The sequence below is a fragment of the Streptococcus oralis genome, assembly GCF_019334565.1.
In the GTDB taxonomy this organism is placed as follows: domain Bacteria; phylum Bacillota; class Bacilli; order Lactobacillales; family Streptococcaceae; genus Streptococcus; species Streptococcus oralis_CR.
This window is the reverse complement of sequence record NZ_CP079724.1, coordinates 1446596-1467686: the sequence shown is the minus strand read 5'-3', so window position 1 is coordinate 1467686 and position 21091 is coordinate 1446596. Positions and strand designations below refer to the sequence as shown.

General features: G+C 41.4%; 21 protein-coding genes. All 21 read left to right on the top strand.

The genetic code is table 11. From position 1 onward, the window contains the following. The first annotated feature begins 19 nt into the window (after positions 1-19). The 21 genes from KX728_RS07225 (at position 20) to KX728_RS07125 (ending at position 21020) form a co-directional block, all read left to right on the top strand. Positions 20-781, top strand: a complete 762-nt coding sequence (locus KX728_RS07225) for a DUF6261 family protein (protein WP_044021222.1) — start codon at positions 20-22, stop codon at positions 779-781. A 300-nt stretch (positions 782-1081) separates the two neighbouring features. Then, entirely contained in the window at positions 1082-1741 is a 660-nt protein-coding gene (locus tag KX728_RS07220; protein ID WP_044021220.1) for a DarT ssDNA thymidine ADP-ribosyltransferase family protein, read from the top strand. 2 nt (positions 1742-1743) lie between these two features. Beyond that, on the top strand, positions 1744-3681 hold the full coding sequence (locus tag KX728_RS09390; protein ID WP_223335585.1) for a restriction endonuclease subunit S: 1938 nt from the start codon (positions 1744-1746) through the stop codon (positions 3679-3681). A 9-nt stretch (positions 3682-3690) separates the two neighbouring features. Further along, a complete protein-coding gene (locus KX728_RS07210) occupies positions 3691-4230 on the top strand; it encodes a KwaA family protein (RefSeq protein WP_044021218.1) in 540 nt (179 codons plus the stop codon). Between the two features lies 1 nt (position 4231). Further along, positions 4232-5059, top strand: a complete 828-nt coding sequence (locus KX728_RS07205) for a hypothetical protein (RefSeq protein ID WP_044021216.1) — start codon at positions 4232-4234, stop codon at positions 5057-5059. 41 nt (positions 5060-5100) lie between these two features. Continuing rightward, positions 5101-5856: a hypothetical protein gene (locus KX728_RS07200; RefSeq protein ID WP_215804405.1), complete on the top strand. Its 756-nt coding sequence runs from the start codon at positions 5101-5103 to the stop codon at positions 5854-5856. 45 nt (positions 5857-5901) lie between these two features. Then, the gene (locus KX728_RS07195; RefSeq protein ID WP_044021212.1) at positions 5902-7503 is read left to right on the top strand and encodes a type I restriction-modification system subunit M; all 1602 of its coding nucleotides are present in this window, start codon (positions 5902-5904) and stop codon (positions 7501-7503) included. Positions 7504-7595: 92 nt separating this feature from the next. Continuing rightward, complete coding sequence (locus KX728_RS07190; protein ID WP_044021210.1) at positions 7596-8000, top strand: YbgA family protein; 405 nt, start codon at positions 7596-7598, stop codon at positions 7998-8000. Continuing rightward, positions 7984-8349 carry a TIGR02328 family protein gene (locus KX728_RS07185; protein ID WP_044021208.1) on the top strand — a complete coding sequence of 122 codons (366 nt, stop codon included), beginning with the start codon at positions 7984-7986 and terminating at the stop codon, positions 8347-8349. The genes KX728_RS07190 and KX728_RS07185 overlap by 17 nt, the downstream gene beginning before the upstream one ends. Positions 8350-8535: 186 nt before the next feature. After that, positions 8536-8829 (top strand): helix-turn-helix domain-containing protein, encoded by a 294-nt coding sequence (locus KX728_RS07180; RefSeq protein WP_044021206.1) that lies wholly within the window; start codon positions 8536-8538, stop codon positions 8827-8829. 351 nt (positions 8830-9180) lie between these two features. Then, complete coding sequence (gene metE / locus KX728_RS07175; protein ID WP_044021205.1) at positions 9181-11430, top strand: 5-methyltetrahydropteroyltriglutamate--homocysteine S-methyltransferase; 2250 nt, start codon at positions 9181-9183, stop codon at positions 11428-11430. 94 nt (positions 11431-11524) lie between these two features. Further along, positions 11525-12391, top strand: coding sequence for a methylenetetrahydrofolate reductase [NAD(P)H] (metF, locus tag KX728_RS07170; protein WP_044021764.1), 867 nt, complete (start codon positions 11525-11527; stop codon positions 12389-12391). A 367-nt stretch (positions 12392-12758) separates the two neighbouring features. Beyond that, on the top strand, positions 12759-14972 hold the full coding sequence (pnp, locus tag KX728_RS07165; protein WP_215804406.1) for a polyribonucleotide nucleotidyltransferase: 2214 nt from the start codon (positions 12759-12761) through the stop codon (positions 14970-14972). A 15-nt stretch (positions 14973-14987) separates the two neighbouring features. Continuing rightward, positions 14988-15605: a serine O-acetyltransferase gene (gene cysE / locus KX728_RS07160; protein WP_215804407.1), complete on the top strand. Its 618-nt coding sequence runs from the start codon at positions 14988-14990 to the stop codon at positions 15603-15605. A gap of 49 nt (positions 15606-15654) precedes the next feature. Further along, positions 15655-15855 carry a YdeI/OmpD-associated family protein gene (locus tag KX728_RS07155; RefSeq protein WP_002882686.1) on the top strand — a complete coding sequence of 67 codons (201 nt, stop codon included), beginning with the start codon at positions 15655-15657 and terminating at the stop codon, positions 15853-15855. Positions 15856-15868: 13 nt separating this feature from the next. After that, positions 15869-16633, top strand: a complete 765-nt coding sequence (locus KX728_RS07150) for a nucleoside phosphorylase (protein ID WP_215804408.1) — start codon at positions 15869-15871, stop codon at positions 16631-16633. 8 nt (positions 16634-16641) lie between these two features. Next, positions 16642-17163 carry a dihydrofolate reductase family protein gene (locus KX728_RS07145; protein WP_215804409.1) on the top strand — a complete coding sequence of 174 codons (522 nt, stop codon included), beginning with the start codon at positions 16642-16644 and terminating at the stop codon, positions 17161-17163. Between the two features lie 17 nt (positions 17164-17180). Then, positions 17181-18524: a cysteine--tRNA ligase gene (cysS, locus tag KX728_RS07140; RefSeq protein WP_215804410.1), complete on the top strand. Its 1344-nt coding sequence runs from the start codon at positions 17181-17183 to the stop codon at positions 18522-18524. Beyond that, on the top strand, positions 18517-18903 hold the full coding sequence (locus tag KX728_RS07135) for a Mini-ribonuclease 3 (RefSeq protein WP_049504727.1): 387 nt from the start codon (positions 18517-18519) through the stop codon (positions 18901-18903). The genes cysS and KX728_RS07135 overlap by 8 nt, the downstream gene beginning before the upstream one ends. Before the next feature lie 3 nt (positions 18904-18906). Next, entirely contained in the window at positions 18907-19776 is an 870-nt protein-coding gene (locus KX728_RS07130; RefSeq protein WP_215804411.1) for a PucR family transcriptional regulator, read from the top strand. Between the two features lie 113 nt (positions 19777-19889). Next, complete coding sequence (locus KX728_RS07125) at positions 19890-21020, top strand: ABC transporter ATP-binding protein (RefSeq protein WP_000229944.1); 1131 nt, start codon at positions 19890-19892, stop codon at positions 21018-21020. Positions 21021-21091: the final 71 nt, after the last annotated feature.

Below are 21091 nucleotides of genomic sequence, written 5' to 3'. Positions count from 1 at the left end.
AAATAGAAAGGTTATCATCATGACAAAAATATTCAATATCCGTCCGCTAAGCTATACCAACTTTACCAACCGTGAGTTTGAAAGTCTCATGGTAGACACGGGTCAAGTACTAGAAGTTTTTGCTAAGGCTCATAAGGACGAGACTATGTATAGTAAGCACCTTGATTCCTTCAAGAGCAAGCTAGCAGACTTCCAAGGCCAACTCGCTATCGTAGAAAAGAAAGAGGCGACGAACCTGACCGAAGTCGATCGCAATCGTGACAGCGCCCTAGTCGGTCTCTTTACTCTTCATCGAGGATTTGCTAAGATCAAGGAGACCAAACTCAAAGAAGCTCATGAGATCTTGAAACCAGTCTTTGCCAAGTACAAGGATATCACCAAGCACAGCAATGATGTGGAAACGGCAGAAATCAAGAGTTTGCTCAAAACCCTCAGTGAAGAACCCTACCACACGGCAGTGACCAGCCTAGGACTGACACCTATGCTACAGGCGGTGATCAGTGCGCAGGAAGACTATGATAAGGTGGAAAGTCAGGCGCGTGCGCATAAGTCTGCCAAGGAAGTCGGCAAGACCAGACAAGTCCGTACCGAACTAACCAGTATCTACGATCTCTTTATGCGCTATACCGCAGCCAGTGCAGAAGCCTATCCAGAAAAAGAACACCTGACTAAACTCCTTAAAGACCTGAATACAATCCGAGATAGTAAGCGACGATTGACTGGTTTCAATAAGAAGGAGAAGAAAGTGAAAACAGAAGAAGCGACACAAGTGGCAGGATAAAAAATAAACGTCTTTAGATATATTATTATCTAAAGGCGTTTTTTGGTGGATTCATGGTATAATTTTAGTAGAACAAAAATATATCTCTACCAAGGATTAATTAAAATATCTTTGTAAACAATATGAAAAGACTATTATTTTATTTGATGTAAGACTTAGTTTTATGGGAGACTGAGAAATAAGAAATATATGCAGGAATTGTTGAATGGTTTTAAAGAAATATTTGGAGATAAATTTCTAGAATATTTTGAGAAATAAGTGATTTTATACTAAAATAATTTATAAAGTGGAGGATAAAAAATGCCTTATAACAATCCATATGATTTAATTACTAAATCTAGACAAATCCATAGGCTTTGTCATTTCACACATGTTTCAAATTTAAGTAATATACTAAAAAATGGTATTTTGTCATCAAGAAATATTCCTTATAGTAAATGGAATGATAAAGATAGAGCTGATGGTTATACAGAGTACGTATGTACATCTGTAGAATTACCTAATACATATTGTTTGAATAACATGGTACAGAAAACCGGAACGAATATTGAAGACTGGATTATCTTTAAAATTAATCCTTATATTATTGACGATACAAGCCTGTTTTGCCCTGTCAATGCAGCTAAGGAATGTGGTAAATATGTGAGTGATGGAGTTGAAGCTTATGAATCTATATTTCTGAATGATGGATGGGATAGGAATTCTAAATGGATTTCTAGTATCCCTTCTAATTTACAGGCAGAAGTATTGATAAAAGAGTGCATTCCAGTTAGCCAAATTGAAGCTATTATTTTTCATGAAAATTTTTTTGACGATGATATCTTTAAATTAGTAAATCAAGCAAATATTGAGTTAAGACAATCAACAGATTTATTTGATAGTTACAAGACACTTAGATGGTTAAATAGTGGAAGAGTTCCATTCGACTTTCCAGTAAATTTAAATGATTATAGGGAGTAAAGATGGCTTATAGACCAGTATTTTATGGAGATGCTTTTGGGTATAAAAAGCACATGATTGATTTTGAGTTTTTCACAGGATTTTCTTTGTCTCAAAAACAAAAGTCAATTCAATCCTTGCATAATAGTATTATTAGGAATTTTCCAGGTAGAAAGATACTAGAAGTATCTAGTAAATCTCTTGACGAAATAGGTAGACAAGCTAGTGCATTTAACTTAAATGTAATTTTAAAATCTGGAAAAGAGTTTTCTGTTGAACAGATTTTTCAAGGGAGTAAGAAATTTAGGCGAGGTGGCTCTCAACTGCACTTGATAGATCAAATGACGTCAAAAGAATTAAAAAAGTATATTGGTAAACTTCACCAAGTTGATGAATTAGTTTCTTTTGAATCTTTTGGTCAAATATTTCCACTAAAACCTCAAACATTTTTTTATAATTGGCTTTATATTAACTCTCTTCACAAAAACCAATTCTTGGCTAATCAAATTATAAATTATGATACATTTACTGATATAGAATTTAATCCAAATAAATCAAAAAATTGTCAAGCTGAAGCATGCTCTATTTATGTTTACTTATACAAGAGTAATTTGCTAGATTATGCTTTATCTAGTAAAGAGAATTTTCTGCAAGTTGTTTACCGAGAACAAACATGCAACTCTTGCTCTAATATTGAAGGGAATGATAGTAAAGAAATTTCATTGTTTGGTTATGAAGAAGAACTCAAATCATTAAGAGAATCTTATTCCAAAAAAGTTCCTAAATATAGAAATAGTAGCTTTAATGATGAATGGATTCGCCAAAGCCTTGGAAAAACTGTCGAAATAATTATGGGGCAATCACCCGATAGTAAAAACTATACTGATAATCCAAATGATTATATATTAGTACAAGGTAATGCAGATATGCAGAATGGTAGGGTTGTCCCAAGAGTCTGGACAACACAGATTACAAAGTTAGCTGAAAAAGGTGATTTTATATTAAGTGTTCGAGCACCTGTTGGAGATATAGGTAAGACAGATTATAATGTTGTTATCGGACGTGGGGTAGCGGCAATAAGAGGAAATGAGTTTATATTTCAATTATTGTCAAGGATGAAGCAAACAAATTATTGGGCAAAATTTTCTACAGGTTCAACTTTTGAGAGCATTAATTCAAGTGATATAAAATCAGCTGAAATTTATTTACCAAGTCAAGACGAACAATCCGCCATCGGCTCCCTCTTCCACACCCTCGATGACCTTCTGTCTAGCTACAAGGACAATCTCGCCAACTACCAATCTCTCAAGGCGACCATGCTCTCAAAGATGTTTCCGAAGACTGGACATACGGTACCTGAGATTCGCTTGGATGGATTTGAAGGTGAGTGGGAAGTTCAAACTTTAAAAGAATTAGCTAGTTTTTCTAAAGGGAATGGTTATACCAAAAATGATTTGGTTAATTCGGGCAAAGAGATAATTCTATATGGTCGACTTTATACTAATTATCAAACTATAATTTCTAAAGTTAACACTTTTGTCACATCAGTAAAAGTAAATACTGTGATTAGTAAAGGTGGAGAAGTTATAGTTCCAGCATCTGGTGAAACTGCAGAAGATATTTCAAGAGCATCAGTTGTTGAGAAATCAGGAATTATTTTGGGTGGTGATTTAAATATAATCTATCCAGATGAAAATAAAGTGGACTCTATTTTCTTAGCTTTAACTATTTCAAATGGAAGTCAACAGAAAGAATTGATTAAAAGAGCACAAGGGAAGTCAGTCGTACACTTAAGAAATAACGATTTAGAAAAAGTTGTCTTACACTATCCTTCTATGGAGGAACAACGTGCTATCGGCTCCTATTTCTCTAACCTTGATAACCTCATCAATTCTCATCAAGAAAAAATTTCTCAGCTTGAGACTTTGAAAAAGAAACTCTTGCGGGATATGTTTATATAGAATTTTGTTATGAAAAAAATTAGAAGATTATGTTTGTCGTTTTGTTTATCAATTTGTTCTTTTTCGCCAGGTTTAGTCTTGTATCTATTTACTATAGATATTTTTCCCTCACAGGATTCTTATGTATGTAGTTTTCTAAAAATAGGAGTGTTGATTTTCCTGATGCTTTCTTTTTCTTTTGGAGTCTTACAGTATTTGAAAAGATTTAAAGAAGCAAATGATACTGCTCAAGTTGAAAGTATACAACCAGTAGAAAATGAAATCATTCCAACTTACTTAGGCCTTTTTGTAATTATGCTGGGTTTAGGTGAATTAACATTCTTATATCAGATTGTAGTAATAGTCCTCATTTTTCTAATATGGTGGATTCTTATGGAGAGGTCATACTATTTTAATTTGATATGGTTGCTCTCATATCGTTATTACAGAGTCACTGATAAAAACGGCAATGTCTTTATTATTTATAGTAAGAAAAAAGATGTTAAAGAAACTGGGACTATAAAAGGACTAGTTAGAATAAATAATTTTACTTTTTTGGAGAAGGAATAGTATGTTTTTAGTAAAAGTAGGTCGAACGTATAGAAAATTGGATAACACGGATGATATTTCTGAATTAGTTGCTCCGGAGATTGATCCTGAAAATAGTAGAGAATTTGATCCAGAAATAAAGTTAGAACATGAGGAATGGTTCTATATTGAAATTGATGATGAACATATGTCTATGGTCAAAGAATATGGGGATAAGTTTTCAAGTACTGTAAGTTTAAATGATGTAACTGAGGAAGAGTTCTCGAAAATTGATTTGATTTTTCGAAAAGTTGAAAATGACGGTTTAGTTTTTCAAAAAATAACTAAATCAAAGAGAATGGTTGATAAGTCAATCTTGAAATGGAGACGTAGAAAAGCTGAGAGAACAATTATTGAAAATGGTATAGAATTAAAATCTGAGAACGATGCCTATTTTGATGGAAATAATAAATTGTACTTTAGAAGTTTTAGGACGATTCATAGTCTATTCAAAGGTATTGATGATTATTACCGTATAGCTAGTCTTGCAGAAGTTGATGAATTAAAAAGAATTGATTTAGTTACTTTCTCAGATTTTGAAATTAAATCTAATAATTTAAAAATGGTGGCAATTCTAAAAGATGATGAAATTGACCTATCTGATACCTCAATAATTAGCACCTTATTAACATCATATGAACAATATCCAGAGCAGGATTTCAAGGTTTCAGAAGGAAAATTTATTATTGATACCAACAAACGATTGACAAGTTTCTTAAAATTGGCGTTAGGGAGATTATATACTAATCCAATTACAAGTCATCAGATGGAAGCCAGCTCTGCTAGGCGATTACGGAAGAAGGAAAACTGAAGTAACATTCTTTAAAAAATTATCTATAAAGAGGAGTATTAATGGTATCTGTAACACAACGTATAAAAGAAATTAACCAACCTCGAGGTGGTTATCTGCCCATCAAGTTATTTTCAGTAGAGCAGTTCGAAGACCATAGAGTTCTGCATCCTGTAGAGTCTGTATCTCCTAATTTAGTGGGCATTTGTGTGGACTACTTGACACGCTTTATGAAAGGGACAGAAGCCCATGATGCTTTCAGAATTTCTCTCAAGGGAGCTCAGATGGTGGGCATGGGAGACCTAGCAGAAGCACTGCTCGATTTGGTGACAGGATTGGACGATTTATCGATAGAAAGTGCGTGTCGTTTGGTTTCTTTTGATGTTGTTTATCGTGCGGGGAAACAGTATTATAAGCCTTTTGAGGAAATTTTGGTGGATGCAGAAACGATAGAGAATATTCGTATCATGGTAGAACGAAGTCTTTGCTTTTTCGACCTCTATGGTCCTTTGGTAAAGGATGGCTTTCATTTTCTTGGAGGTTATACAGAAACGATTGATAAGGGTGATGGAGATTTTCTGACCAAGGATACACTGTGGGATTTTAAGGTTACTAAAACAGCTCCAAATAAAGACCATACGCTACAAGTACTTGTATACTACATCATGGGTTTACATTCCTATGATCCTGACTTCCTTTCTATCGAAAATCTTGGATTTTATAACCCTCGAAAAAACATCGTTTATCAACTTCCAGTCTCCTCTATTCCTTTAGATTTGATTCGAACGATTGAAAAAGAAGTGATTTGTTATAAATGATTGCTTGTTTAAAAAAATTAATTGCAAAACTTAGAAAGAAACATTATGGAAACAACACAAACTTCCCAGTCGCTCTATCAAGCCCTGTGGAACTCAGCGGATGTTCTCCGCTCTAAGATGGATGCCAACGACTACAAGTCTTATCTTTTGGGCATGGTCTTTTATAAGTATCTGTCAGACAAGATGCTCTTTTTCGTGGCGGAGACTATGGAAGAAGGGACGGATAGTCTTGAGGATGCTCTTGAGGTCTATCGTAACTACTACGAGGATGCGGACACTCACGAGGATCTTATTGCAGTCATGAAGGACGAACTCAACTATAGTATCAAGCCTGACCTGACCTTTACGGCTCTGGTAGCACGTGTCAATGAGGGGACTTTTCAGCTAGAAGATCTGGCTCAAGGTTTTCGTGATATCGAGCAGAGTGACGACCTTTATGAAAACCTCTTTGAAGATATTGATCTCTATTCCAAAAAGCTAGGGGCAACTCCACAAAAGCAAAACCAAACAGTGGCGGCAGTCATGAAAGAGTTGGCTGTGCTAGATGTGGCTGGTCATGCTGGTGATATGCTGGGGGATGCCTATGAGTATCTGATCGGTCAGTTTGCGACTGACTCGGGTAAGAAAGCAGGTGAATTCTATACGCCTCAACCTGTTGCCAAGCTCATGACTCAGATTGCCTTTTTAGATCGTGAGGACCAGCAAGGATTTACCATCTATGATGCGACCATGGGCTCTGGCTCTCTCTTGCTCAATGCCAAGAAATACTCTCATAAACCGCAGACAGTGGTCTACTTTGGTCAGGAGCTCAATACCTCAACCTATAACCTAGCTCGGATGAATATGATTCTACACGGTGTTCCAGTTGAGAATCAATTTCTCCACAATGCCGATACACTAGACGAAGACTGGCCGACACAGGAACCGACCAACTTTGACGGGGTTCTCATGAACCCTCCATACTCTGCCAAGTGGTCCGCAAGTTCTGGCTTCCTGAATGATCCTCGTTTCTCTCCTTTTGGGAAACTAGCGCCCCAATCCAAGGCTGATTTTGCCTTTCTTTTGCATGGTTACTACCATCTCAAGCAGGATAATGGTGTTATGGCTATCGTCCTTCCCCACGGTGTCCTTTTCCGTGGTAATGCGGAAGGGACCATTCGTAAGGCTTTGCTAGAAGAAGGTGCTATTGATACGGTTATCGGTCTACCTGCCAATATCTTCTTTAATACCAGCATTCCGACCACGGTTATCATTCTCAAAAAGAACCGTACCAATCGGGATGTCTACTTTATCGATGCTTCTAAGGAGTTTGATAAAGGCAAAAACCAAAATATCATGACGGATGCTCATATTGAGAAGATTTTGGAAGCCTACAAGTCACGTGAGGAGATGGATAAGTTTGCCCACCTAGCAAGCTATGAAGAAATCGTCGAAAATGACTACAACCTCAATATCCCTCGCTATGTAGATACCTTTGAGGAAGAAGAAGTAGAGCCACTGACAGAAATCGTCAGCAAGATTAACGAGACAAATAAAGCTATCGAAAGCCAAACAGCTTCATTATTGGAAATACTCAACCAACTCCACGGAACCACACCAGAAGCCGATGCTGAACTTAAAGAGTTTTTGAAAAACTTTAAAGGGTGATGGGCTTAATTGATCCGCTCGTAATTCGCTCATTTTTTAGATACAACTTTGTTTCCATATTTCCTGGAAACTGATAGACAGCAAGGAGGAACATGGAACAAATTAACCAAAAATCCCAGTGCCAACAACTCTGGGCTAGAAACAAATACCTCGTTTTGAGCCATTCCAGTAATATTTATAATGAGATTCGCCAATACTTGAAGAATGAACAGGTGGAGGTGAGTCAGGTTCAAGAGATGATTGACCGTGCCTGTCAAATCCCCGAACACAGGGGTCAGGTTTGCAATGCCTTTCAGCATATTTGGGGCTATTTCAAAAAGAAAGCGACAGATGTTGAGCGTAAGGACTATATGCTCTTGCTGGATCGCTACCGCTTTGGTCAGGCTTCCAAGGAAGACTTAGTCGTTAAAACTCGAGACTTGCTTGAACACTATCCAAATACCTACTTGCAATATTCGACCTTACTGAAAGGAGACTCCAATGAGACTTTGGCATGAGGATTTGATTTCACAACTTCCCCGTCCGCAACTCTTGGGACAACATCGAGAGTGCTGTGCCCTGCGTGGCAATGGCTGGGGGAGAAAGCATGCGACGGTGGACTATGTCTTTACTCACTCGCCCTATCAACTCTATGCTTATCATCGCTTGATCATGGAGGAGATGGCTAACCGTGGCTACAATGTCAGTCCAGAGTGGTTGGACAAGAACTACCGAGGTAAGACCTGCCCTCCTTATGAAGACTTGCCTGAGGAAAAGTTGGGCAAGCCCATCTATAGTGAGCATGATGCAGGATACTATGAGGAATGTCTGGCTAATCTCCGTGAGAAAGGCATTGAGTTGGTGTAAGAGTCAGGATTAGCTCCACATTATAACTCTTCTCATAATTTTTTCGAATAATAAAGATGAGACCTTTAGAGTTTTTCTGAAGGTCTTCTTTTTATGAATATTAGGATTTATTTTTAATAACTTTTAAGTTATAATTTAAAAAAGCCAAGCGTGAACTGAAGGACATAAAAGAAAGAGGGTTAAGTGATGAAGAATAGTACCATTGGAAGTAATTGGAAGGATGTCCGAACAGAACTCTTTACCAAGGAAGAAATTCTTGAAAGTGATATGCGAGTGGCTATTATGAGTGAGTTGATTGAGGCTAGACATGAGCAAGGTATCAGTCAGAAAAAGCTAGAGGAACTCAGTGGAGTAAGCCAGCCTGTCATAGCTAGGATGGAAACAGGAAAGACTAGTCCTCAGTTGGATACGGTCTTAAAAGTCTTAGCCAGTTTAGGAAAGACACTAGCAGTCGTCCCACTTGAACAGGAAAAAAATTGATAGGATGAAATTCCTTGGATTTCTAAAATCATCCACTGGACAATTTCATCTCCCGTCCGCATTTTTTCAGGGAAATATCAGAATTACAAAAGAAAACCAGCCTATAGTCTTTTCTAATAGCAAGCCATAGTCGCTTATAAGAATTGTCAATAGCTCGTTTGAGCATTCCAACTAAAATACAGTCATAAAATAAGCAATACAAAGGATTTGAGACACTGGTCTCAAGTCTTTTTCTTTTGTCCAAAAGAATGATATAGTTTCAAACTATATCAAAGCCTAATTATTTACAATTATACAGACCCTTTCTTTTCTGTTAAGATAGTTTCAACAACAAATTTTGGAGGACACATCATGTCAACTACGATCATCGGTTTCCCTCGTTTGGGCGAATTCCGCGAATTAAAATTTACAACTGAAAAATACTTTAGAAAAGAAATCTCAGAAGAAGAACTCTTGGCAGCAGCAAAAGACTTGCGTGCTAAACACTGGAACATTGTCAAAGAAAAAGGCATCACTGAAATCCCTTCAAATGACTTTTCTCACTATGACAACTTCCTAGATGCAGCTTTCCTTTTCAACGTGGTACCTGCTTCAGTTCAAAACTTGGACTTGTCTGACCTTGAGCGTTACTTTGCTTTGGGACGTGGTTACCAAGGAGAAAAAGGGGATGTTCGTGCCCTTCCGATGAAGAAATGGTTCAACACCAACTACCACTACATCGTTCCTAAATTTGAAAAAGACACTCAAGTTAAATTGGCTGGTCACAAGATCTTTGATGAGTTCCAAGAAGCAAAAGAACTTGGTCTCAACACTCGTCCTGTTCTTGTAGGTCCATTCACTTTCCTTCAATTGTCAGACTTTGAAGAAGGCGTGAAAGCTGAAGACTTCGTAGATAGCTTAGTGGCTGCATACCAAGAAGTTTTTGCTAAATTGGCGGAGCTTGGTGCAACTCGCATCCAACTCGACGAAGCGGCTCTTGTCAAAGACTTGACAGCTGAAGAAAAAGCTCTCTTCTTGAACCTCTACAACAAGCTTTTGGCTGACAAGAAAGGTCTTGAAGTCTTGCTTCAAACTTACTTCGGTGACGTTCGTGACGTCTACTCTGATCTTGTGAACTTGCCAGTAGATGCCATTGGTTTGGACTTCGTTGAAGGTAAGAAAACTCTTGAACTCGTTAAAGGTGGTTTCCCAGCTGACAAGACTCTCTATGCTGGTATCGTCAATGGTAAAAACATCTGGCGCAACAACTACGAAAAGAGCTTGGCTGTTCTTGAGCAAATCCCAGCTGAAACCATCGTATTGACAAGCTCATGCTCACTTCTTCACGTGCCATTTACAACTGCTAACGAAGAATTTGAACCAGCTATCTTGAACCACTTTGCATTTGCAGTTGAAAAATTGGATGAGATCCGTGACTTGGATGCTATCCGCAATGGTCAAGGTGCAGAAGCTCTTGCAGCTAACAAAGAACTCTTTGCGACTGAGCGTGTGGGTGAAAATGCAGAACTTCGTGCGCGCATCGCTGGATTGACTGACGCAGACTACACTCGTTTGCCAGCCTTTGCAGAACGTGAAGCCATCCAAGAAGAAGCCTTTAAACTTCCAGCTCTTCCAACAACAACCATCGGTTCATTCCCTCAAACTAAGGAAGTCCGTGCCAAACGTTTGGCCTTTCGTAAGGGTGAATTGTCACAAGAAGAGTACGACGCTTTCCTTGCTGAAACCATCGACGAATGGATCAAATGGCAAGAAGAAGTTGGATTTGACGTGCTTGTACACGGTGAGTTCGAGCGTAACGACATGGTTGAGTACTTCGGTCAAAACTTGTCCGGTTACCTCTTCTCTAAGAATGGTTGGGTACAATCATACGGTATGCGTGGGGTGAAACCACCAATCATCTGGGGTGACGTCACTCGTCTTAACCCAATCACTGTCAAATGGTCTAGCTACGCACAAAGCCGTACAGACAAGCCTGTCAAAGGTATGTTGACTGGACCGGTTACCATCCTCAACTGGTCATTCCCACGTGAAGACATCTCTATCAAGGACTCAACTCTTCAAATCGCCCTTGCTATCAAGGATGAAGTTCTTGACCTTGAAGCTGCAGGTGTGAAAATCATCCAAATCGACGAGGCTGCTCTTCGTGAGAAATTGCCACTCCGTCGTAGCGACTGGTACGAAGACTACCTTGACTGGGCTATTCCAGCCTTCCGCTTGGTACACTCTACAGTTGCGCCAGATACTCAAATCCACACTCACATGTGTTACTCAGAATTTACAGATATCATCCCAGCTATCGACAACATGGATGCGGACGTTATTTCATTTGAGGCAAGCCGTTCAAACCTTGAAATCTTGGACGAACTCAAAGCGAAAAACTTCCAAACAGAAGTGGGACCTGGGGTTTACGATATCCACTCACCTCGTGTGCCAAACGAAGGCGAAATCGACCACACGATTGATGCTATTCTTGCCAAAGTACCAAGCAAGAAAGTTTGGATCAACCCTGACTGTGGTTTGAAAACACGTGGTATTCCAGAAACAAAAGAAAGCTTGATCCGCCTTGTCGAAGCAGCAAAAGCTGCGCGTGAGAAATTGTAAGATAAGATTTCTCTCTTGACACTGACTGATCAAGGAACTGCTTGGCCCAAGCCGGCTCAGCAATCATGAAATCAAAAAGAAAAGGATAATGACTATGTCACGCCAAACACCGTCACTTTCATTTGAAGTGTTCCCTCCAAACCCAGCAGTGGGTAATGATAAAATTATTTCAGCCTTGCAGGATATGCGGGAGCTGACACCTCACTTTATCAGTGTGACTGCCAGCAATAATAAATTTAATATCAAGGAAACAACGGTTCGTTTGGCTGATTTTATCCAGAATGACTTGGCGATTCCAACTATTGCCCACTTGCCAGCTATCTATCTGACCAAGGATAAAGTTGCTGAAACCATTGCAGACTTGGATAAGGTTGGGGTACAGAAAATCTTGGCCTTGCGTGGGGATATTATCCCTGATGTGGAACCACAAAAGGATTTCCGCTACGCAACGGATTTGATCGAGTTCATCAAGGAACAAGCCCCTCAATTTGATATTATTGGCGCTTGCTACCCAGAGGGGCACCCTGACTCTCCAAACCAGATCTCAGATATTCAAAATCTCAAGAAGAAAGTGGATGCAGGCTGTTCCAGCCTCGTAACGCAGCTTTTCTTTGACAATGAGCGCTTCTATGATTTTCAAGATAAGTGTACCTTGGCAGGGATTGATGTTCCCATTCATGCGGGGATCATGCCCATTCTTAACCGTAACCAAGCGCTTCGTCTCTTGAAAACGTGTGAGAATATCCATCTTCCGCGCAAATTCAAAGCCATCTTAGACAAGTATGAGCATGACCCTGAGTCGCTCAGAGCAGCAGGACTTGCCTATGCAGTGGATCAAATCGTGGACTTGGTAACCCAGGATGTCGCAGGTGTGCATCTCTACACCATGAACAATGCTGAAACAGCCAAATACATCCACCAAGCAACCCACGCCTTGTTTAATCATCAGTCTTTAGGATAATAAAAAGCAAACCATTCTTCTCAGGTGAGGGGAATGGTTCCTTTTTAATAGAAAAGCCCGCACTTTTTAAGAAAAATATGATAAAATAGACTCTGTACGTACTTGATACAAAGATGAGGGTATAAACAGATTCTTAGCTATTCAAATCTGCTATAAAAGGTACAAATGCTAAAGAATAATATTTTTAAACTTTTCAAAGTGCCTAGATAGTTGAACACGGGCTGAATCCCTAGTGAAAAAGATAGATTTCCTGGTGTGCATCGCACACTGCGTCAAACTCCTATTTTCATACGGGATTCTTTACGTCCTTAGTATCTTGATCTTTGTAGGCAAGGCGTATAATTTCATCAATCCAAAGGGGATTAAAATGACAAAACAAGTGTTTCAAACGACTTTTGCGGGTCGTGAGTTAATCGTAGAGACTGGTCAGGTTGCTAAGCAAGCAAATGGCGCAGTTGTTGTGCGTTACGGTGAGTCAACTGTCTTGACTGCGGCAGTTATGTCTAAGAAAATGGCAACTGGGGATTTCTTCCCACTTCAAGTCAACTACGAAGAAAAAATGTATGCGGCTGGGAAGTTTCCTGGTGGCTTTATGAAACGTGAAGGACGTCCTTCAACAGATGCGACTTTGACAGCGCGTTTGATTGACCGTCCAATCCGTCCTATGTTTGCGGAAGGTTTCCGTAACGAAGTGCAAGTGATCAATACGGTCCTTTCTTATGATGAAAATGCCTCTGCTCCAATGGCAGCAATGTTTGGATCATCCTTGGCACTTTCTATCTCAGACATTCCGTTTGACGGTCCAATCGCTGGGGTACAAGTGGGTTATGTCGATGGCCAAATCATCATCAATCCTACTCAAGAACAAGCAGAGCGTTCGCTTCTTGAATTGACAGTAGCTGGTACCAAACACGCTATCAACATGGTTGAGTCTGGTGCCAAAGAATTGTCAGAAGAAATCATGCTGGAAGCTCTTCTTAAAGGGCATGAAGCTGTCAAAGAATTGATTGCCTTCCAAGAAGAAATAGTTGCGGCAGTCGGTAAGGAAAAAGCAGAAGTGGAATTGCTTCATGTGGATGCTGACTTGCAAGCTGAAATCATCGCAGCCTACAACAGCGACCTCCAAAAAGCGGTTCAAGTAGAAGAAAAATTGGCTCGTGAAGCTGCAACTCAAGCAGTTAAAGACCAAGTGACTGCTGTGTATGAAGAAAAATATGCAGACCACGAAGAATTTGACCGTATCATGCGTGATGTGGCTGAAATCTTGGAACAAATGGAGCACGCTGAAGTGCGTCGCTTGATTACAGAAGATAAGGTTCGTCCTGACGGTCGTAAGGTCGATGAAATCCGTCCTTTAGATGCGCAGGTCGACTATCTTCCTCGTGTACATGGTTCTGGTCTTTTCACTCGTGGACAAACTCAAGCTCTTTCAGTCTTGACCTTGGCTCCGATGGGAGAAACTCAAATCATCGATGGTTTGGATCCTGAGTACAAGAAACGCTTTATGCACCACTATAACTTCCCTCAATACTCTGTAGGGGAAACAGGTCGTTACGGTGCGCCTGGTCGTCGTGAAATTGGTCACGGTGCTCTCGGTGAACGTGCTCTTGCTCAAGTCTTGCCAAGTTTGGAAGAATTCCCATACGCGATCCGCTTGGTAGCAGAAGTATTGGAATCAAATGGTTCTTCATCTCAAGCTTCTATCTGTGCGGGAACTCTTGCCCTTATGGCTGGTGGTGTGCCAATCAAGGCGCCAGTAGCTGGTATTGCCATGGGTCTCATCTCAGATGGAAATAACTATACAGTATTGACAGATATCCAAGGATTGGAAGACCACTTTGGAGACATGGACTTTAAGGTTGCCGGTACTCGTGACGGGATTACAGCCCTTCAAATGGATATCAAGATTCAAGGGATTACTGCAGAAATCTTGACTGAGGCCCTTGCTCAAGCCAAGAAAGCGCGTTTTGAAATCCTTGATGTGATTGAAGCAACCATTCCAGAAGTTCGTCCAGAATTGGCTCCAACTGCACCGAAAATTGATACCATCAAGATTGATGTGGACAAGATCAAGATTGTTATCGGTAAGGGTGGAGAAACCATCGACAAGATTATCGCTGAAACAGGCGTTAAGATTGATATCGACGAAGAGGGTAATGTGTCTATCTACTCTAGCGACCAAGATGCCATTAACCGTACCAAAGAAATTATTGCTGGCTTGGTTCGTGAAGCCAAAGTGGATGAAGTTTACCATGCCAAGGTTGTTCGTATTGAGAAATTTGGTGCCTTTGTCAACCTCTTTGATAAGACAGATGCACTTGTGCACATTTCTGAAATGGCTTGGACTCGTACCAACCGTGTCGAGGACTTGGTAGCTATCGGTGATGAAGTCGATGTTAAGGTTATCAAGATTGATGAAAAAGGCCGTATCGATGCCTCTATGAAGGCTCTTCTTCCTCGTCCGCCAAAACCTGAGCATGATGAAAAAGGCGAAAAGTCTGAGCGACCTCACCGTCCACGTCATCACAAGGACCACAAACTGAAGAAAGAATTTACAGAAACACCAAAAGATTCAGAATAAGAAAAGGAGAAATGTATGGGATGGTGGCGCGAAACCATTGATATTGTAAAAGAAAATGATCCAGCGGCACGCACCACTTTGGAAGTTTTGCTGACTTATCCAGGTGTCAAGGCCTTAGCTGCCCACCGTCTCTCGCATTTTCTCTGGAAGCACGGCTTCAAACTCTTGGCTCGGATGCATAGTCAGTTTTGGCGCTTTTGGACCCAGATTGAGATCCATCCGGGTGCTCAGATAGAATCAGGTGTCTTTATCGACCATGGCTCAGGTCTGGTGATTGGAGAGACGGCGATTGTTGAAAAAGGCGTTCTTCTCTATCACGGAGTGACTCTTGGTGGAACAGGGAAGGATGTTGGCAAACGCCATCCGACTGTCCGAAAAGGGGCGCTGATTTCGGCCCATGCCCAAGTCATCGGACCGGTAGAAATCGGTGAAAATGCCAAGGTTGGTGCAGCAGCAGTTGTCGTGGCAGATGTACCTAGTGATGTGACGGTTGTCGGTATTCCAGCTAAGATCGTCCGAGTTCATGGACAGAAGGATGAACCAACGATCCACGAAGTCGAAGAAAAACGAGAGTACTACGTCAATAAACTAGAGCAGGCTAGAGAAGCCAGTCACAGATCGTCAGGGTTGTAGGATAGGGTAGCAAAGTTATCGAGGTGAAGTATGACAGGAGGTAAGAACTATGTCAGATTTATCAGACGCAATTTTGAACCAGGCAGTTCTTGAGTTGCAAGAACGCTTGGATGGTCTTGCTAAGGAGCGCTTTATTAAACTGCCACCTAGCCACCAGCGTGAATGGGCTCATTATATCAGTGAAGCCAAAAAAGATGAGACCAAACTGCGCCGTCTAAATAAAATGAAGGCGGATTTGCTGGAGCCTTAAAGAAAGAGAAGTTATGCTATTAGAGGAATTTGAAGATGTAGCAGCAGTTATTGAGCCAACTGAAAAGCCAGTCCATGACAAGGGAGAGGTATGCGAAACCATCATCCTGTCCTTTAATGGCGAAATTCTGAAACGTTTGATTGAGTCAGAAGATGTCTATCTGGGAGGCTATTTGAAAAGCATAAACGGCCATCATCCATGGTATATTTATGGGCAAGGACCTAGCAAGCTAGCAGTTATGTTGGCTCCAATTGGAGCTCCCATGATAGTCGGCCAGCTGGAGGAGTTAGCGGCTAGAGGCTTCAAGAATTTCATCATTCTAGGTTCCTGTGGCGTTTTGGACCGCTCAATTGAGGCGGATAAAATCATCCTGCCTGCGGCCGCATTGCGAGATGAAGGGACTAGCTATCACTATGCCCCACCGGGTGACGAAGTAGCCTATGACGAGTCTCTACTGGTCGAGCTGGAAGCCATCTTTGACAAGCACAATATCGAGCATATCCGCACCAAGTCTTGGACGACTGATGCCTTTTATCGAGAAACGCCTGATAAGGTCAAGCGTCGCTTGGCTGCTGGTGCACAAGTGGTGGACATGGAAGCTTCAGCTATCATGGCTTGGAGTCAATTTCGCAAGAGTAAAGTCTATCAGTTCTTCTACACAGCTGACTATGTGGATCATCATAACCGAGCCTGGGATGCCCGCCATGAAGAGCGGACAGCTGATGCCATGACTTTTTTCACTATCGCTTTGATAATAGCCAAGGAACTAGAAAGGTAACTACAAGAATGGCAGTATATTTTTACGGCTGTATCACCATGGATGGCTACTTGGCAGACAGTCAGCACAGGATAGACTGGCTGCATCAGCTTGGTTCTGTAGAGGATACAGGCTATGATGACTTTTACAGGCAAATGGATATCACCATCATGGGCAAGCGGACCTTTGAGGAAATCCAAGATTTGCAAGATGTAGAAAGTTTTTATCAAGCTACGGAAAACTATGTCTTTACGCATGATAGGCACCTGCCTGTCAGCAATTACCAGCCAGTAGCTGGGGATGTGGTGGACTTTGTTCGCCAGATTGACAAAGGCAAAAATGTCTTTGTGATTGGTGGTAATTCCTTAGTAGGACCGCTCTTGGATGCGGATCTTTTCGACCACCTCATTATTCAGATAGCACCCCTTATCCTAGGAAAGGGGGTTCCCCTCTTTACCCAAGAGGAAGGGCGGCGCTTTTACCAACTGGATAGCCTCAGACAATTTGGCCCTTTTGCAGAGCTGGTTTTCAGCCGAAAAAGTCAGAAATAGAGAAGGGAGTTGACCGCATGATTAAAATTTACGACACCATGTCTCGTGATTTGAGAGAATTTGTCCCAATCGAGGACGGTAAAGTTAAGATGTATGTCTGTGGGCCTACGGTATACAACTATATCCACGTGGGGAATGCCCGTTCGACGGTGGCTTTTGATACCATTCGTCGCTACTTTGAGTACCGTGGCTATGAGGTTGCCTATATTTCCAACTTTACCGATGTGGATGATAAGATTATCAACCGTGCCAAGGAAGAAGGCATCACGCCTCAAGAGGTTGCGGACAAGTACATCGCTGCCTTTCGTGAGGATGTGACAGCTTTGGGAGTGAAACCTGCGACTCGCCATCCACGTGTAGTAGAGTTTATGGCTGATATCATTCGTTTTGTGGAAGACTTGATTGAAAAAGGTTATGCTTACGAGAGTCAAGGGGATGTCTATTTCCGTGTAGAAAAATCCCATAACTATGCTAAGTTGGCTAATAAAACCTTGGAAGATTTGGAGCTGGGTGCTTCAGGTCGTACCGATGAAGAAACAGCTCGCAAGGAAAATCCTGTAGACTTTGCTCTATGGAAAACAGCTAAAACAGGTGAGATTTCTTGGGACAGTCCTTGGGGAGCAGGCCGTCCGGGCTGGCATATCGAGTGTTCGGTCATGTCAACAGAGATTTTGGGCGATACCATTGATATCCACGGTGGTGGAGCTGATCTGGAGTTTCCGCATCACACCAATGAAATTGCCCAGTCAGAAGCAAAAACAGGCAAGACTTTCGCCAATTACTGGATGCACAATGGCTTTGTCAATATCGACAATGTCAAGATGTCCAAGTCCTTGGGTAACTTTATCACCGTCCATGATGCCTTGAAGACTATTGATGGTCAAGTGCTGCGTTTCTTCTTTGCGACTCAGCATTACCGTAAGCCTATCAACTTTACGGAAAAAGCAGTGCTAGACGCCGAGACTAATCTCAAATATCTAAAGAACACTTACGAACAACCATTTACAGGAAACGTGGATACCCAAGAGTTACAAGCCTTTAAAGACAAGTTTGTAGCTGCTATGGATGAGGATTTCAACTCTGCCAACGGTATCACAGTTGTCTTTGAAATGGCCAAATGGATCAACTCAGGAAACTATGATGCAAGTGTTAAGGAAGCTCTTGCGGATATGTTGGAGGTCTTTGGGATTGTCTTTGTTGAGGAAGTTTTGGATGCAGACATTGAAGCCTTGATCCAAAAACGCCAAGAAGCGCGTGCCAATCGTGACTTTGCGACAGCAGACCAAATCCGTGATCAATTAGCGGCTCAAGGAATTAAGCTCCTTGACACCAAGGATGGAGTGAGGTGGACTCGTGATTGATGTCAATCTCATTAACGGGATTGCGCTAGCTTTTGAGGGAGATGCAGTTTACTCCATGTATATCCGTCGCCATCTCATCCTCAAGGGCATGACCAAACCCAATAAACTCCACCAAGAGGCGACCAAGTATGTCTCAGCCAAGGCTCAGGCTCGCCTGATTGCCCTCATGTTGGAGGAGCAAGTCCTGACGGAAAAAGAAGAAGAAATCTACAAACGTGGCCGCAATACCAATAGCCACACAAAGGCTAAAAATGCAGATGTCGTGACTTATCGTATGTCCACGGGATTTGAGGCGGTCATGGGCTATCTCCATCTGACTGAAAATCTGGAGCGTCTAGAGACCTTGATTTCTTGGTGCATCCAAAAAGTGGAGGGCTAGGATATGATTGCAAAGGAATTACAGGACTGGTTTCCTGAAGCTCAGATTTCAGATCAGCCGATTGAGAAACCAGGCTATCTTACTCTCCCTTTAGCTTCTCAGCAGTGGATTTTACTGGAGGAAGCTGGGCTCAGTGAGCGTGAAAAGCAGTTGGTTGCCCTTTTGACCCAGCAGGAGCAGGCTCGTTCGCTCAATCCTTGGTATCCCTATCTGATTGAGGGGAAGGGGCAGGCGCCTCAAACTTTTAAAAAGATTCAGCTGGTTTATTGCCATCTATCCTATTACCAACAGGAAAATCTAGCCTCTTGGCTGGATATGATGCAGACCCTCTTTCCCAACTGCCAAACAGTGTTACAGGTCGGGGCTCAGGATTATGTGTTTGTGCTTCAACAAGATAAATACAGCTCTGTCCGCTCAATCTTATCTGATACGATTGAGGCAGTAGAGTATGACTTTAGCCTTCGTCTGTCTATCATGTTGGGGCAGGTGTGGTCTCAGACAGGCTATCAAGCCCTGTCAGACCTGATCAAAGCGGAGCGGGATTTGTTTAAGACATGGTGGCGTCAAGGTCATCAAGGTGTACACACCTTTTCACAACTCTATCTTTGGAGTATGGGAGAAAGGATTGTGGACCTGAGAGTCATTAAAGAATGTCTGCACCAGATGATTTTGGCTCAGGATCAGATTCAGGAAATTATCCTTTCTCTCTGGGAAAATAGTGCTGTCCTAACTAAAACAGCCCAGCAACTCTATCTACATCGCAATTCTCTCCAATACAAGATTGACAAATGGGAAGAATTGACAGGGCTTCAGTTGAAGGAGTTAACGGATCTTACCTTGTGTTATCAGTTGATTTTACCAGATATTCTTTAAAGTTTTGTGCAAGTTGCACAGAACTTTTTTATTTTTTTGGTCACCTTGCCATAGAAATGTAAAGCGTTTTCATCTATAATAAAACTATCAAAAGACAAAAGGAGTTCACCTCGATGGTAGAATTAAATCTTAAAAACATTTACAAAAAATATCCAAACAGCGAACACTACTCAGTTGAAGATTTCAACTTGGACATCAAAGACAAGGAATTTATCGTTTTCGTAGGTCCTTCAGGATGTGGTAAATCAACAACACTTCGTATGATCGCTGGTCTTGAAGACATTACTGAAGGTACTGCATCTATCGATGGTGTGGTTGTCAACGACGTGGCTCCAAAAGACCGTGACATCGCCATGGTATTCCAAAACTACGCTCTTTACCCACACATGACTGTGTATGACAACATGGCTTTCGGTTTGAAATTGCGTAAATACAGCAAAGAAGACATCGACAAACGTGTGCAAGAAGCGGCAGCAATCCTTGGTTTGAAAGAATTTTTGGATCGTAAACCAGCTGACCTTTCAGGTGGTCAACGTCAACGTGTTGCCATGGGTCGTGCCATCGTCCGTGATGCAAAAGTGTTCTTGATGGACGAACCTTTGTCAAACTTGGATGCCAAACTTCGTGTATCTATGCGTGCTGAAATTGCGAAGATCCACCGTCGTATCGGTGCTACAACCATCTACGTAACGCACGACCAAACAGAAGCGATGACATTGGCAGACCGTATCGTTATCATGTCAGCTACTAAGAACCCTGCTGGTACAGGTACTATCGGACGTGTTGAACAAATCGGTACTCCTCAAGAAGTTTACAAAAACCCAGTTAACAAATTTGTAGCAGGATTTATCGGAAGCCCAGCTATGAACTTCATCAATGTGAAATTGGTTGGTAGCGAAATTGTTTCTGATGGTTTCCGTTTGAAAGTGCCAGAAGGTGCTTTGAAAGTTCTTCGTGACAAAGGCTACGAAGGAAAAGAATTGATTTTCGGTATCCGTCCAGAAGATGTGAATGCAGAACCTGCTTTCCTTGAAACATTCCCAGAATCAGTGGTTAAAGCAACTATCTCAGTATCAGAATTGCTTGGTTCAGAATCTCACCTTTACTGCCAAGTTGGTAAAGACGAATTTGTTGCAAAAGTGGATGCTCGTGACTACTTGCAAACAGGTGCAACAGTTGAACTTGGATTTGACTTGAACAAAGCACACTTCTTCGATGTAGAAACTGAAAAAACAGTCTACTAAGCAAATGAAATGTCAAAACACTGCTAGAGAAATCTGGCAGTGTTTTTGGTGGTTAAAAAGAAGCAAGACGA

What these genes read in the sequence shown, in the direction of transcription:
- KX728_RS07225 (WP_044021222.1), top strand. Translation starts at nt 20, where the DNA reads ATGACAAAAATATTCAATATCCGTCCGCTAAGCTATACCAACTTTACC.
- KX728_RS07220 (WP_044021220.1), top strand. Translation starts at nt 1,082, where the DNA reads ATGCCTTATAACAATCCATATGATTTAATTACTAAATCTAGACAAATC.
- KX728_RS09390 (WP_223335585.1), top strand. Translation starts at nt 1,744, where the DNA reads ATGGCTTATAGACCAGTATTTTATGGAGATGCTTTTGGGTATAAAAAG.
- KX728_RS07210 (WP_044021218.1), top strand. Translation starts at nt 3,691, where the DNA reads ATGAAAAAAATTAGAAGATTATGTTTGTCGTTTTGTTTATCAATTTGT.
- KX728_RS07205 (WP_044021216.1), top strand. Translation starts at nt 4,232, where the DNA reads ATGTTTTTAGTAAAAGTAGGTCGAACGTATAGAAAATTGGATAACACG.
- KX728_RS07200 (WP_215804405.1), top strand. Translation starts at nt 5,101, where the DNA reads ATGGTATCTGTAACACAACGTATAAAAGAAATTAACCAACCTCGAGGT.
- KX728_RS07195 (WP_044021212.1), top strand. Translation starts at nt 5,902, where the DNA reads ATGGAAACAACACAAACTTCCCAGTCGCTCTATCAAGCCCTGTGGAAC.
- KX728_RS07190 (WP_044021210.1), top strand. Translation starts at nt 7,596, where the DNA reads ATGGAACAAATTAACCAAAAATCCCAGTGCCAACAACTCTGGGCTAGA.
- KX728_RS07185 (WP_044021208.1), top strand. Translation starts at nt 7,984, where the DNA reads ATGAGACTTTGGCATGAGGATTTGATTTCACAACTTCCCCGTCCGCAA.
- KX728_RS07180 (WP_044021206.1), top strand. Translation starts at nt 8,536, where the DNA reads ATGAAGAATAGTACCATTGGAAGTAATTGGAAGGATGTCCGAACAGAA.
- metE (WP_044021205.1), top strand. Translation starts at nt 9,181, where the DNA reads ATGTCAACTACGATCATCGGTTTCCCTCGTTTGGGCGAATTCCGCGAA.
- metF (WP_044021764.1), top strand. Translation starts at nt 11,525, where the DNA reads ATGTCACGCCAAACACCGTCACTTTCATTTGAAGTGTTCCCTCCAAAC.
- pnp (WP_215804406.1), top strand. Translation starts at nt 12,759, where the DNA reads ATGACAAAACAAGTGTTTCAAACGACTTTTGCGGGTCGTGAGTTAATC.
- cysE (WP_215804407.1), top strand. Translation starts at nt 14,988, where the DNA reads ATGGGATGGTGGCGCGAAACCATTGATATTGTAAAAGAAAATGATCCA.
- KX728_RS07155 (WP_002882686.1), top strand. Translation starts at nt 15,655, where the DNA reads ATGTCAGATTTATCAGACGCAATTTTGAACCAGGCAGTTCTTGAGTTG.
- KX728_RS07150 (WP_215804408.1), top strand. Translation starts at nt 15,869, where the DNA reads ATGCTATTAGAGGAATTTGAAGATGTAGCAGCAGTTATTGAGCCAACT.
- KX728_RS07145 (WP_215804409.1), top strand. Translation starts at nt 16,642, where the DNA reads ATGGCAGTATATTTTTACGGCTGTATCACCATGGATGGCTACTTGGCA.
- cysS (WP_215804410.1), top strand. Translation starts at nt 17,181, where the DNA reads ATGATTAAAATTTACGACACCATGTCTCGTGATTTGAGAGAATTTGTC.
- KX728_RS07130 (WP_215804411.1), top strand. Translation starts at nt 18,907, where the DNA reads ATGATTGCAAAGGAATTACAGGACTGGTTTCCTGAAGCTCAGATTTCA.
- KX728_RS07125 (WP_000229944.1), top strand. Translation starts at nt 19,890, where the DNA reads ATGGTAGAATTAAATCTTAAAAACATTTACAAAAAATATCCAAACAGC.